Here is a 13,160-nt window from a genome sequence, read left to right as displayed (position 1 = left end):
TAATGAAAGGGGGGACAGCTTAAAATAAAAAACCTTATTTAGCGACTTCATCAATAAGATTTGGGGCTAAATAAGGTTTTTCTATTTATACTTCCATAATGATCGGTAAAATCATTGGACGACGTTTTGTTTTTTCATATAGGAAAGGTGATAACGTATCTGTAATTTCATTTTTAATTTCTGACCACTGAGATGTTTTTCTTTCCATTACACGATTTAAATGTTTCGTAATTAAACTTTGAGCATCATTTATTAAGTCACCTGATTCTCTCATATATACAAAGCCACGAGAGATTAAATCTGGACCAGCAGCAATTTTATGTTCCTTCATATTAATGCTAACAACAACGATTACAAGACCTTCCTCAGAAAGAATTCTACGGTCTCGAAGCACGATATTACCAATATCGCCAATTCCACTACCATCAATATATACATTCCCAGAAGGAATTTTCCCTGCAACACTAGCTTCCTCAGAACCTAGTGCTAATACTTCACCGTTATCCATGATGAAGCAATTTTCTTCTTGTACACCACAATCGACTGCAAGTTTTGTATGCATTTTTTGCATTCTATATTCACCATGAATCGGCATGAAGAACTTAGGTTTCATTAAGCGAAGCATAAGCTTTTGCTCTTCTTGTCCACCATGTCCAGATGTATGAATATCACTTAAAGAACCGTGAATAACTTCAGCACCTGCTTTGAATAGACTGTTAATCGTACGACTTACACTTATTGTATTACCAGGGATAGGTGAAGATGAGAATACAACTGTATCACCAGGTATAATTTGGATTTGACGATGTGTACCGTTTGCAATTCTTGAAAGAGCAGCCATCGGTTCACCTTGACTACCTGTACATAAAATCACAACTTTATCGGCAGGTAATCGATTAATTTGTGATGCTTCAATAAGTGTATCCTTTGGACAAGTAATATACCCAAGTTCTTGTCCAATTCTCATTGCTGATTCCATACTACGTCCGAATACAGCGACCTTTCTTCCGTTTTGAACAGCTGCTTCCACAACTTGTTGAAGACGGTGGATATTTGATGCGAAGGTAGCAAATATGATTCTACCTGATACCTTACGGAAAATTTCGTGAATGCTTTCTCCAACTCGTCGTTCTGACATGGTGAAATGTGGTACTTCACTATTTGTACTATCTGATAGTAAACAAAGTACTCCTTCTTTCCCAATCTCAGCCATTTTTGTTAAGTTAGCAGGTTCTCCAACTGGAGTGAAGTCAAACTTAAAGTCACCTGTATGGACAATTTGCCCAGGTGGTGTCTTTACGACTATTCCATATGCATCTGGAATACTATGAGTTGTCCTATAGAACGTGACGGAAGTCTTTCTGAATTTAATAATGTCATCTTCTTTAATTTCGTGTAATGTCGTTTGGCGCAGTAAACCATGCTCTTCTAATTTATTCTTTATTAGTCCTAGCGCTAGCTTTCCACCATAGATCGGAATATTTACTTCCCTTAATAGGTATGGAATCCCCCCAATATGATCCTCATGCCCGTGTGTAATAAATAATCCTTTTATTTTATCGACATTTTTAACTAAATAGCTGTAGTCAGGAATTACGTAATCGATACCCAGTAGTTCGTCCTCTGGAAACTTTATTCCTGCATCGATAAGGATGATTTCATCCTGAAATTGAACACCGTATGTGTTCTTTCCGATTTCGCCTAATCCACCGAGAGCGAAAACGGCTGTTTGGTCATTTTTTACAAACTTCATAACTTATACCGTCTCCAATTTATAATTTTCTGATTGTTTTTCGTAATCCAGATATGCACCTGTCACACTTTGGATAAATTCAATGTTATAAGGACGTTCTGCTAATTTCGTTCTTACGTCACCTTCGTTATCAGCTTCTACATACATTGTCTTTGTGTGTTCTCGTACTGGTGCTTGAAAAATATCCTCTTGAAAAAATACTTTAAATATCATGTTCTATCTCTCCTTGACTTCCTATTATATATATCTAGTTCAACCGTACTTTATTGGTGTTTTTAAGCGGTTTGAACAGTTACTAAGCTAATTGATTTACTAATTTTTTTTCTAGTAGCAAATAAAAACAATTATAAGATGTTCTTGTATATTAAGCAAATCTTTCTACAAGTTCCAACTATAGGGAATCACGTTATTATTTATTATAAAGTATATCTGATACTTTTTCATGTTTTTTCTAATTAAGGAAAATTAACGTTTGCATTGTATTAAGCAATTGTTCTCTTACGTAACATATCATTCCACTGCTCTAATAGTTTTCGTCTAAGTTTTTTAAGCATTTTATCCATTCTCTCCTTTCGTACAAGTTTTATTCAGGTCCAGACGGCTTGTATATTTTTAGTATATGGATTTAGTCTAAACCTTTTCATGGGTAAAAATGGAATTATGATAAAGATTGACAATTTGTTGTTTCATCAATTAGCGTTAAATGATGAACTGTAAGGAGATGGATTAATGGCGAAGTTGTATAGTGCGCTAATTATTTTAAGTTTGATATGGGGAACATCTTTTTTATTTATTAAACTATTAGTTGAGCCTATTGGTGCGTGGGGCGTTGTTTTTGGAAGGTGCCTATTTGGAACAATGATTTTAATCTTAATCATAGCCATTCGTAGGGAGTGGAAAGGGTTTAAAAGACTTCCAATTAAGATGATTATTTTAGTATCTTTTTTAAATAATGCTATACCTTGGTTTTTGATTGCGTTAAGTGAGACTAGAATTACAAGTAGTTATGCTTCGCTAATCAATGCTACAACTCCTATATGGACGATTATGATTGGCTTTTTATTTTTTCATAATAAGCTAAAAAAGTTTCAATGGATAGGAATTGTATTAGGTTTTGCAGGAATTGTATTATTATCCGGAGTTAATATGGAAAATATTAAAGAACAATCGATAATTGGATTATTTACAATGATTGGCGCTACAATTTGCTATGGTTTTTCTACACATCTATCAAAAAAATACTTGTCATCTGTGAGTATTACGATGACTTCAGCAAGTACATTATTAGTAGCGACATTCATCAGCTTTATCATGGTTTTATTAACAGACCAATCAATCTTTATAAAGATAGTAGAACCAACTGTATTTTTTGGACTAATTGGACTTGGGGTATTTGGATCGGGAATCGCGTATCTCTTGTATTATTATTGCATTCAAAGGGGAAGCCCAGAATTTGCTTCTCTCGTGACATATCTTGTTCCGATATCAGCAATGTTATGGGGAGCACTTATTTTAAATGAACGTATTCATCTTACAATGATTATAGGCTTTATGCTAATTTTAGCCGGAGTATACGTATCCTCTAATAAGAAGAAAGAACGTTCTAGTGAAATGAGTAAAACTGCTTAATGGTTAGGAGATTTATTTAAAATGAAACAAAAGTTACTATTTTTTGACATCGATGGAACTATTCTAAACAAAGAAAAAAAGATACCAAAAAGTACGAAGGATGCTTTAAAGACATTACAGAATTCAGGTCATTATTTAGCAATTGCAACAGGAAGATCACCATTTATGTTTAAGGAAATAAAAGATGAATTAAAGATCTCCTCATTTGTAAGCTTTAATGGTCAATATGTTGTTTTGGATGATGAACCTATTTATAAAAATCCACATGATAAAGTAAAGCTTAAAGAGCTTCTAAATACTTCAAAAAGTGAAGGACATCCATTAATTTTTATGGACCATATTAAAATGAAAGCAACAGCAGATAATCATCCACACATACATGAAAGCTTGGGTACTCTACACTTTAATCATCCTGAAGTCGATGAGGAATATTACATAGAGAATGATGTTTATCAAACTTTACTCTTTTGTGAAAGAAAGCATGAAGACGCCTATTTGAATAGTTATCCTCATTTTCATTTCATTAGATGGCATGAACTGTCTACAGATGTGTTGCCTAGAGGGGGATCAAAAGCAAAAGGGATCGAAGCAATGATGAAAAAACTCGGGTTTTCTCGAGAAGATGTGGTAGCGTTTGGCGACGGATTAAATGATATTGAAATGCTTCAATTTGCAGGTACTGGAGTGACAATGGGAAATGGCGTGAAACAAGCAAAAGAAGTAGCTTCTTTCGTTACAAAGTCTGTTGAAGATGATGGGATTTTATATGGGTTGCAACAATTAAAATTACTATAATCAAAAAAACGAGGGTGGATTTCGCCCCTCGTTTTATCTATCAATAGCTGTCGCATCTTGAGGCTCAGCAAATGGTTCATCTTTATTAATATGGTCATAAAACATCACACCATTTAAGTGATCAATTTCATGTTGGAATACAATTGCAGGTAGTCCTTTTAAACGGAGTTTAACTTCTTCACCTTCTAATGTTGTAGCTTTTACCGTAATACGTGCATATCGTGGTACGAATCCAGGTACATCACGGTCAACCGATAAACATCCCTCTCCAGTTGTTAAATAAGACGTTTCTATAGAATGACTAACAATTTTCGGATTGAACAGTGCATAGCTGAACAAATTATCCTTATCGTCTGTTACATGAACCGCAATCATTCTCTTTAGTACATTTATTTGTGGTGCTGCTATACCAATTCCAGGTCTTAGTTCATATTTAGCAGCAAGCTCTGGATCTTGACTATTAATAACAAACTCCATCATTTCACGAAGTGTGTTTTTATCTTCTTCAGTAGCTGGTAACGCTACCTCTTCAGCCACCATTCTCAAGGTTGGGTGACCTTCACGAATCACATCTTTCATTGTAAGCATCGAATCACTCCTAATCATCCTCTAATTACATTATACAATGCTCTTAGCATACCATAACATGAACTTCCGTTAAAGAATATGGGCTGCTAAAAGGCAGGCATATATTGTTTGGGGACTATTTCATTGGACAAGCACATATACTTGGGATTAGTTGCCAAATAAATGATAAATAACTATATTAATAATAGAGATAAGGGGGAGTCATAAATGAAATACAGATCAATTGTTTTCGGTATTGTACTAGCTATTACACTGTCAGCGTGTCAAACAGGTCCATTACCTCAAGAAACGATATATAGTCATTTAGAGCAGGCGGTGAAATTAGAAACTGGATTTGAAAATCAACAAACTGAAATGATTCGTCTTGAGACAAAAGAAAAAGAAATATATGATCAAATCATGACGTTAGGATTAAAGGAAATAGAAAAAATTAAACAACTATCAACAGAAGCCCTTGTTATAACAGAAGAAAGAAGAACAGGACTTAGCACAGAATATGAGAGCATGCAACAATCAAAGCAAGAGTTTGAAAAGATTATTAATATAGTAGAAGAAGTGGAAGAGGAACAACTGAAAAAGAGTGCAAAAGCTTTAGTGGAATTGATGAATACCCGTTATTCAACATATGAAGAATTGTATAAAGCATACGGGAAATCCATTGAGTTTGATAAAGAATTATATATCATGTTCCAAAACAAAGACTTAACGTTAGAACAATTAGAGGAACAAATTCAAAAGGTTAACGGTAGTTATGAATCAGTATTAGCGTTAAACGAGAAGTTTAATAAAATTACAAACGAATATAATGAAAAAAAGAGAATGTTCTACGAAGATGCTGGACTAAATATTACGTTAGAACAAACCTCAAATTAACAGAAGATGTCATGGTTTTTATACTGTGACATCTTTTTGCTTTTGGTGAGTTGTGATTAAATGGGGGAGATTCATTTAATTGTACTATAAAGGTGTAGTACAGTGTTTGATATTGTGTTAGTACAGAATGTTTTACTGGAATAATATGTTGCATTTTTTTAGTATATTTATTTTGAAACCTAATGATTGACGGGGAAAACTTAAATAATGTACACTGTTTTTATGGGAATTAAATTGTACTAGTGTTATGTGTGTTTATTAATAGTACAGTTTGCAAATGGGTGTTTCATATTTTGCTAAGGTATCCCTTGATTGTGTAATAGTAAAAAACTATTAAAACATATATTGTATTTTTGATTTCTAATCAAAAAAGTTGGGTAACCTAGTGCTGTATGTAAACAACTTGATTTTGCCATTATTAATTTAAAATGGAATAGAACAGGAAGGGTGAATGAACATGGCTTCAAAAACAAAAAAGGCTACTTTTGATAAGCAAAAGCAATTTGATGCTATTGCAAGCCAATTCGAAACAGTGCAAATTTTGAACGAAGAAGGCGAAGTTGTTAACGAAGCGGCAATGCCTGAAATTTCTGATGAACAATTAAAAGAACTAATGTCTAGAATGGTATACACTCGTATTTTAGATCAGCGTTCAATTTCACTAAATCGCCAAGGACGTCTTGGTTTCTATGCACCAACTGCTGGACAAGAGGCTTCACAAATTGCTTCACAATTTGCTCTAGAGAAGGAAGATTTTATCCTTCCAGGTTATCGTGATGTACCTCAAATGATTTGGCACGGTCTACCTTTATACCAAGCATTTTTATTCTCTAGAGGACACTTTCATGGTAATCAAATTCCTGAAGGTGTGAATGTAATTTCCCCACAAATCATTATTGGTGCACAATATATTCAAGCTGCTGGAGTAGCACTTGGAATGAAAAAGCGTAACGCACAATCTGTTGCGATTACATATACAGGTGATGGTGGTGCATCACAAGGTGATTTCTATGAAGGAATTAACTTTGCTGGAGCATTTAAGGCACCTGCAATCTTTATTGTCCAAAACAACCGATTTGCTATTTCAACACCAGTAGAAAAGCAATCTGCAGCGCAGACAATTGCTCAAAAAGCAGTAGCTGCAGGAATTCCTGGAATTCAAGTAGATGGAATGGACCCATTAGCTGTATATGCAGCTGTTAAAGATGCTCGCAATCGTGCAATCAATGGAGAAGGTCCAACATTAATTGAAACATTAACATACCGTTATGGGCCACATACAATGGCTGGTGATGACCCTACTCGTTACCGTACGGAAGATCTTGATAACGAATGGGAAAGAAAAGATCCATTAGTACGTTTCCGTAAATACCTAGAAAAAAAGGGTATTTGGAATGAGGAAGAAGAAAACAAAGTAATCGAACAAGCGAAGGACGATATAAAAGAAGCAATTAAACGTGCTGATGAACAACCAAAACAAAAGGTAACTGATCTAATTTCAAATATGTTCGAAGAGCTTCCAAATAACTTAAGAGAACAAATGGAAATATATAAAGAGAAGGAGTCGAAGTAAGTTATGGCGCAAATGACAATGATTCAAGCAATCACGGATGCGTTACGCACTGAACTGAAAAGAGACCCAAATGTATTAGTATTTGGTGAAGACGTTGGAGTGAACGGTGGGGTTTTCCGTGCAACAGAAGGATTACAAGCTGAATTTGGTGAAGATCGTGTTTTTGATACACCACTAGCTGAATCGGGAATTGGTGGTCTTGCAATCGGGTTATCGTTACAAGGCTATCGTCCAGTACCAGAAATTCAATTCTTCGGTTTCGTTTATGAAGTAATTGATTCCATTTCTGGACAAATGGCACGTATGAGATATCGTTCTGGTGGCAGATATAATGCACCTGTAACAATTCGTTCTCCTTTTGGTGGCGGTGTACATACACCAGAACTTCATGCTGACAGCTTAGAAGGCTTAATGGCTCAACAACCTGGTTTAAAGGTTGTTATTCCATCAACTCCTTATGATGCAAAAGGATTATTAATTTCTGCAATTCGTGACAATGACCCTGTTATCTTCTTAGAGCATATGAAGTTATATCGTTCATTCCGCGGTGAAGTGCCAGAAGGTGAATATACAATTGAAATTGGTAAAGCAGATGTAAAACGTGAAGGTACTGATTTATCCATCATTACTTACGGTGCAATGGTACACGAATCATTAAAAGCAGCGGAAGAACTACAAAAAGATGGTCATTCAGTTGAAGTTATTGACTTGCGTACAGTTTCACCTTTAGATATTGATACAATTATTGCATCTGTTGAGAAGACCGGTAAGGCAATTGTTGTTCAAGAGGCACAAAAGCAAGCTGGTATTGCTGCTCATGTAGTTGCTGAAATTAATGACCGTGCAATCTTAAGCTTAGAAGCACCTGTACTTCGTGTTGCTGCGCCAGATACAGTTTATGCATTCTCTGAAGCTGAAACTGTCTGGTTACCTAACTATAAAGATGTAATTGAAACTGCGAAGAAGGTTTTAAATTTCTAAACTAGAAGCAAATTAGAAATCAGAGGTCCGTTTCTGATTTCTTTGCATTTCCTAAATTCATGTTTTACATAAAAGAGGAGGTTACATTCCGTGTCATTCGAATTTAAATTACCTGATATCGGTGAAGGTATACATGAAGGTGAAATAGTTAAGTGGTTTGTGAAACAAGGCGATGAAGTAAATGAAGATGATGTGCTTTGTGAAGTGCAAAACGATAAAGCGGTAGTTGAAATTCCATCTCCTGTTAAAGGAAAGGTTATTTCACTTAATGCAAATGAAGGTGAAGTTGCAACTGTTGGACAAACAATCATTACGTTTGATGCACCGGGGTATGAAAACCTGAAGTTTAAAGGTGACCATGGTAACGAAGCTGAAGCACCGAAACCAGCAGCAACGCCTACTCCAGAACCAGTAGCGCCAGCAGTTGAAACTGCACCTGCGCCTCAAGCAGCTGCACCAGCCCAGGCAGAAGTAGATCCAAATAGACGTATTATTGCAATGCCATCAGTACGTAAATATGCTCGTGAAAAAGGCGTAGAGATTCGTCAAGTTAGTGGATCAGGTAAAAATGGTCGTATTGTAAAGGCTGACATTGATAGTTACCTAAATGGTGGTGCTAGCGCTGCAGTTGCAACAGAACAAGTTCAAGTTACTGCTGATACATCTGAAACGAAAGCTGCAGCGAAAACACCAATTCCGGCTGGTGAACTACCAGAAACTCGTGAGAAAATGAGTGGAATTCGTAAGGCTATCGCAAAAGCGATGGTTAACTCGAAGCATACTGCACCACACGTTACATTGATGGATGAAGTGGATGTAACCGAACTTGTAGCTCATCGTAAGAAATTTAAGCAACATGCTGCAGACCAAGGTGTAAAATTAACATACTTACCGTATGTTGTTAAAGCTCTAACGTCTGCATTGAAGAAATACCCAGTTTTAAATACTTCATTAGATGATGCAACAGATGAAATTATTCAAAAACATTACTATAACATCGGTATTGCTGCAGACACAGATAAAGGATTATTAGTTCCGGTTGTGAAAAATGCAGACCGTAAGTCAGTATATGAAATTTCATCCGAAATTAATGATTTAGCTTCAAAAGCTCGTGATGGAAAACTAGCTCAGGCAGAAATGAAGGGTGCTTCATGTACAATTACCAATATCGGTTCTGCGGGTGGACAATGGTTTACGCCAGTTATTAATCATCCAGAGGTTGCGATTCTTGGTATTGGTCGTATTGCTGAAAAGCCAGTTGTACGTAATGGTGAAATTGTAGTAGCTCCAGTACTTGCACTATCATTAAGCTTTGATCACCGTATGATTGATGGAGCAACAGCGCAAAATGCATTGAATCACATAAAGCGACTATTAAATGATCCACAATTAATTTTAATGGAGGCGTAATCAATGGTAGTAGGAGATTTTCCAATTGAACTAGATACTCTTGTCATTGGAGCAGGACCAGGTGGTTACGTTGCAGCAATTCGTGCAGCACAACTTGGCCAAAAAGTGTCAATTGTTGATAAAGGCGTATTAGGTGGAGTCTGTCTAAATGTTGGGTGTATTCCTTCAAAAGCATTAATTGCAGCAGCACACCGTTACGAAACAGCAAAGCATTCTGAAGAAATGGGAATTAAAGCTGACAATGTGACAGTTGACTTCTCTAAAGTTCAAGAATGGAAAGCGGGGATCGTAAAGAAGCTTACAGGTGGAGTAGAAGGACTCCTAAAAGGTAATAAAGTAGAAATCCTTAGTGGTGAAGCCTATTTTGTTGATGCAAATACTGTTCGAATTATGAGTGAAAACTCAGCTCAAACGTATAAGTTTAATAATTGCATTATTGCAACAGGGTCACGTCCAATTGAAATTCCAACTTTTAAATATTCTAAGCGTGTAATTGATTCAACTGGTGCATTAAGCCTTCCTGAAATTCCGAAGAAGATGGTAGTAATCGGTGGAGGTTACATCGGTACTGAGCTTGGAACTGCATATGCGAACTTTGGAACAGAGGTTGTAATCGTTGAAGGTGCAGATGAGTTACTTAATGGATTTGAAAAGCAAATGACATCTGTTGTTAAGCGTCGTCTAAAGAAAAAGAATGTTGAAATCTTCACTAAAGCAATGGCTAAAGGTGTAGAAGAGACTGAAAACGGCGTAAAAGTAACATTTGAAGTAAATGGTGAAGCCAAAACAGTTGAGGCAGACTATTGCTTAGTTACTGTTGGAAGAAAACCAAATTCAGATGAACTTGGATTAGAGCAACTTGGAGTAGAAAAAACTGACAGAGGGATCATTAAAATTGATGACCAATGCCGAACAAGTGTGAGTAACATATATGCGATTGGTGATATCGTTGATGGGCCTCCATTAGCGCACAAGGCTTCTTATGAGGGGAAAATTGCAGCTGAAGCAATTAGCGGTCATCCTTCTAAAATTGATTATCAAGCAATTCCTGCTGTTGTATTTACAGATCCAGAAATGGCAACAGTTGGTTATCAAGAACATGAAGCAAAAGCTGAAGGTATTGAAGTAGCCTCTGCTAAGTTCCCATTTGGAGCAAATGGTCGTGCATTAGCATTAGACAGTGCAGATGGATTCTTGAAACTTGTAACTCGTAAAGAAGATGGACTCGTAATTGGAGCGCAAATCGTTGGAACGAATGCTTCAGATATGATTGCTGAATTAGGATTAGCTATTGAAGCTGGAATGACAGCAGAAGATATTGCAATGACAATTCATGCACACCCAACTTTAGGTGAAATTTCGATGGAAGCTGCAGAAGTAGCTATTGGTAGTCCGATTCATATTATTAAATAATGTATAAGCCGGTCTCTATTTAGAGAGCGGCTATTTTTAAACTAATGCTGTTTAGGCATTGATTGTAATGGAAGGAACGAAAATTCCGGGGAAATCAACATCACTGTTCAACATAGCCTTCATTAGGGTAATGATTCCACATACTATTGAAGATTTAAAAGGTAAATAGAAACAATGATTACTAAAAGAACCCTAGCTAAAAACAATGAGGTTGGGACAAAACTAAACCCCGATACTCTAAAGACGAACAATTTCAAATTAGATAGCCTTTTAAAACAGCTGTTAATTTCCGTGCAAGACTTCGCTTTCCGCGGGCGGTTGGTGAGCCTCCTGATATGAACGAAACTGTCAAGGCTCCCACTCTTCACCAGGTTTGGATTGTCTTTTGACCAACTCTAAGAAGAGAAGCTATTTACGGCTTCTTTTCTTGATTTTGTTAGTTAGCAAGCCATTCTGGCTAGAATAGCTCCTTCTTTAGCTTACTGACCACTTCTCACTTCTTTGTATGTCTGTCAAGTGGTCTCCTTGACTGTCATACAAAGAAGTGAGAGACTCCATTAAGCTATAGAAGGAATCTGTTCCTTTCTCCTTTTTTTGACTTGAATAGAAGTTAAGAACACGGCACGAAGGCAAAAATCTCTACTGCGGTTTACGCTCTGATATCCGTGGGTTTTCACATTTTATCTTTCCGTATAAAGGACTAATCCACTAACTCGGCACGTGCGTTAATCTATTTAGATATAGCACAGAGGAGGCCACGTGGGTTTTCCTTTCCGGTTTTTTTCTTTGCCTTCGAGCCCTGTTCTCAATCATCTATCTTTCTTCGTAAATTATTCGTGTGAAATTAAAGCCATACATAAAAAATGGATCAATAATACCTATATCACCGTAACATGACAACTTGTAAGATCAAAAACTAGCGTTTTTTACTTCTTCTACCTCTTGTGTAATAGCCCAAATAAAACCAGCTAATTCTCTGGCAACTGCAGTAATTGCTTTTCCACTTTCTTTTCCTCTTGATAATAATCGGTAATACTTTTTATGAAGTCGGTTTTGTGCTTTCCAGGATATCGCTTGAATAGTGGGGGACTGTCCATTTTGTCGTCTCATCAATTCTCCTTTAACTGACGGTTGATAACGATAACTCCATGCAGCTTCTACTAATAAGCGTCGTACATGACGATTCCCTGTTTTTGTGATGCTCCCTTGTATTCTTCTTTCACCACTTGAGTATTCACTTGGTATTAAACCAATATAGGCCATTAATTGTGTTGGTGATGAGAAACGTTTGAAAGAACCTATCTCCGCTACAAGACTAGTCGCAGTAATAAGAGCTACACCTCTTAGTGATTGTAAGGCTTGAATGGTTGGGGCGTGTACGCCCTCCGTTGCCTGAACTCTAATTTCTTCCTCTAGTCTTAAAATTCGTTGTTCTAGCTCTTTCAATTGATGATAATATTCTTGAAAGACCACACGTAGTTTGGAGCTTTCAAATTTTAATGCATCCAGCCATCTACGATATTTGACCGTCCATTTGTTCACACCTGACGGTGGCTTAATGTTATTACGAAGCAAAAATTTACTCAAACGGTGCCTTGCCCTAAGTTCATCTTCTTTTGCATCTTCACGACATCTTACAAGATCACGGAGAGCTTCATCCTCTTCGTTTGGAACATAGATGTTAGTTAATTCTCCTGCTCGATATAACTGAGCCAGTCGAATAGAGTCTCTACGATCTGTCTTAATACGTTCACCTGGTCTTTTAGGTATGAGAGATGGGGCTATCACATCACAATGAACACCTAGGGAAAGTAATAATCTATATAGTGGGTATCCAGTTGGACCGGCTTCATAACAGACTCGAAGAGTCTCGGTGTTTCCAAGTTTATTTATTAATTTCCTAACTGCTTCTGGTGTGTGAGGAATTACTCCCCAGTATCTCGGCTCTTCTCGCCCCTCATCCGCGATCGCAACTGCAATTTTTTCTTTTGATACGTCTAAACCTACATATTTTATGGTATCCTTCATAATAACTAGCTCCTTCCGTAATGTAGCTCTGATTTGGTTTGTTTTTACCAGTAAACATTCTAACCAAATTAACCTACGATGTTACGAGTAAGGAGCTAGTTTCGTTCATGATAACTC

Annotated in this window: 11 protein-coding genes; 7 read left to right on the top strand and 4 right to left on the bottom strand. The window is 36.6% G+C overall.

Annotation, left to right across the window (positions count from 1 at the left end):
* Window positions 1–85: 85 nt before the first annotated feature.
* Window positions 86–1,753 (bottom strand): ribonuclease J1, encoded by a 1,668-nt coding sequence (gene rnjA / locus JR050_RS07940; RefSeq protein ID WP_204202987.1) that lies wholly within the window; start codon window positions 1,751–1,753, stop codon window positions 86–88.
* Window positions 1,754–1,756: 3 nt separating this feature from the next.
* Window positions 1,757–1,966, bottom strand: a complete 210-nt coding sequence (locus tag JR050_RS07935; protein WP_204202986.1) for a DNA-dependent RNA polymerase subunit epsilon — start codon at window positions 1,964–1,966, stop codon at window positions 1,757–1,759.
* Between the two features lie 516 nt (window positions 1,967–2,482).
* On the opposite strand from JR050_RS07935, the gene JR050_RS07930 reads away from it, so the two are divergent.
* Both JR050_RS07930 and JR050_RS07925 read left to right on the top strand, forming a co-directional pair.
* The gene (locus JR050_RS07930) at window positions 2,483–3,382 is read left to right on the top strand and encodes a DMT family transporter (RefSeq protein ID WP_204202985.1); all 900 of its coding nucleotides are present in this window, start codon (window positions 2,483–2,485) and stop codon (window positions 3,380–3,382) included.
* A 21-nt stretch (window positions 3,383–3,403) separates the two neighbouring features.
* Window positions 3,404–4,177, top strand: a complete 774-nt coding sequence (locus JR050_RS07925) for a Cof-type HAD-IIB family hydrolase (RefSeq protein ID WP_204202984.1) — start codon at window positions 3,404–3,406, stop codon at window positions 4,175–4,177.
* A 33-nt stretch (window positions 4,178–4,210) separates the two neighbouring features.
* Here JR050_RS07925 and def read toward each other — a convergent pair whose 3' ends face one another.
* Window positions 4,211–4,765: a peptide deformylase gene (gene def / locus JR050_RS07920; protein WP_204202983.1), complete on the bottom strand. Its 555-nt coding sequence runs from the start codon at window positions 4,763–4,765 to the stop codon at window positions 4,211–4,213.
* A gap of 207 nt (window positions 4,766–4,972) precedes the next feature.
* On the opposite strand from def, the gene JR050_RS07915 reads away from it, so the two are divergent.
* From JR050_RS07915 to lpdA, 5 genes are all read left to right on the top strand, one after another.
* A complete protein-coding gene (locus JR050_RS07915) occupies window positions 4,973–5,638 on the top strand; it encodes a YkyA family protein (protein WP_204202982.1) in 666 nt (221 codons plus the stop codon).
* A gap of 457 nt (window positions 5,639–6,095) precedes the next feature.
* Complete coding sequence (pdhA, locus tag JR050_RS07910; protein ID WP_204202981.1) at window positions 6,096–7,211, top strand: pyruvate dehydrogenase (acetyl-transferring) E1 component subunit alpha; 1,116 nt, start codon at window positions 6,096–6,098, stop codon at window positions 7,209–7,211.
* Window positions 7,212–7,214: 3 nt separating this feature from the next.
* Window positions 7,215–8,192, top strand: a complete 978-nt coding sequence (locus JR050_RS07905) for an alpha-ketoacid dehydrogenase subunit beta (RefSeq protein ID WP_204202980.1) — start codon at window positions 7,215–7,217, stop codon at window positions 8,190–8,192.
* 90 nt (window positions 8,193–8,282) lie between these two features.
* Window positions 8,283–9,602: a 2-oxo acid dehydrogenase subunit E2 gene (locus JR050_RS07900; protein WP_204202979.1), complete on the top strand. Its 1,320-nt coding sequence runs from the start codon at window positions 8,283–8,285 to the stop codon at window positions 9,600–9,602.
* 3 nt (window positions 9,603–9,605) lie between these two features.
* On the top strand, window positions 9,606–11,015 hold the full coding sequence (gene lpdA, locus JR050_RS07895) for a dihydrolipoyl dehydrogenase (protein WP_204202978.1): 1,410 nt from the start codon (window positions 9,606–9,608) through the stop codon (window positions 11,013–11,015).
* Between the two features lie 909 nt (window positions 11,016–11,924).
* Here lpdA and JR050_RS07890 read toward each other — a convergent pair.
* Window positions 11,925–13,043 (bottom strand): IS110 family RNA-guided transposase, encoded by a 1,119-nt coding sequence (locus JR050_RS07890; protein WP_204201818.1) that lies wholly within the window; start codon window positions 13,041–13,043, stop codon window positions 11,925–11,927.
* Between the last annotated feature and the right edge of the window lie 117 nt (window positions 13,044–13,160).

It is taken from the genome of Bacillus suaedaesalsae, from assembly GCF_016890225.1.
In the GTDB taxonomy this organism is placed as follows: domain Bacteria; phylum Bacillota; class Bacilli; order Bacillales; family SA4; genus Bacillus_BS; species Bacillus_BS suaedaesalsae.
Note: the sequence above shows the minus strand (reverse complement) of the source record. Positions and strands in the feature narration are given on the sequence as shown.

Excerpts from the sequence above, each read along its gene's own strand:
- rnjA (WP_204202987.1), bottom strand. The coding sequence starts at position 1,753 with ATGAAGTTTGTAAAAAATGACCAAACAGCCGTTTTCGCTCTCGGTGGA.
- JR050_RS07935 (WP_204202986.1), bottom strand. The coding sequence starts at position 1,966 with ATGATATTTAAAGTATTTTTTCAAGAGGATATTTTTCAAGCACCAGTA.
- JR050_RS07930 (WP_204202985.1), top strand. The coding sequence starts at position 2,483 with ATGGCGAAGTTGTATAGTGCGCTAATTATTTTAAGTTTGATATGGGGA.
- JR050_RS07925 (WP_204202984.1), top strand. The coding sequence starts at position 3,404 with ATGAAACAAAAGTTACTATTTTTTGACATCGATGGAACTATTCTAAAC.
- def (WP_204202983.1), bottom strand. The coding sequence starts at position 4,765 with ATGCTTACAATGAAAGATGTGATTCGTGAAGGTCACCCAACCTTGAGA.
- JR050_RS07915 (WP_204202982.1), top strand. The coding sequence starts at position 4,973 with ATGAAATACAGATCAATTGTTTTCGGTATTGTACTAGCTATTACACTG.
- pdhA (WP_204202981.1), top strand. The coding sequence starts at position 6,096 with ATGGCTTCAAAAACAAAAAAGGCTACTTTTGATAAGCAAAAGCAATTT.
- JR050_RS07905 (WP_204202980.1), top strand. The coding sequence starts at position 7,215 with ATGGCGCAAATGACAATGATTCAAGCAATCACGGATGCGTTACGCACT.
- lpdA (WP_204202978.1), top strand. The coding sequence starts at position 9,606 with ATGGTAGTAGGAGATTTTCCAATTGAACTAGATACTCTTGTCATTGGA.
- JR050_RS07890 (WP_204201818.1), bottom strand. The coding sequence starts at position 13,043 with ATGAAGGATACCATAAAATATGTAGGTTTAGACGTATCAAAAGAAAAA.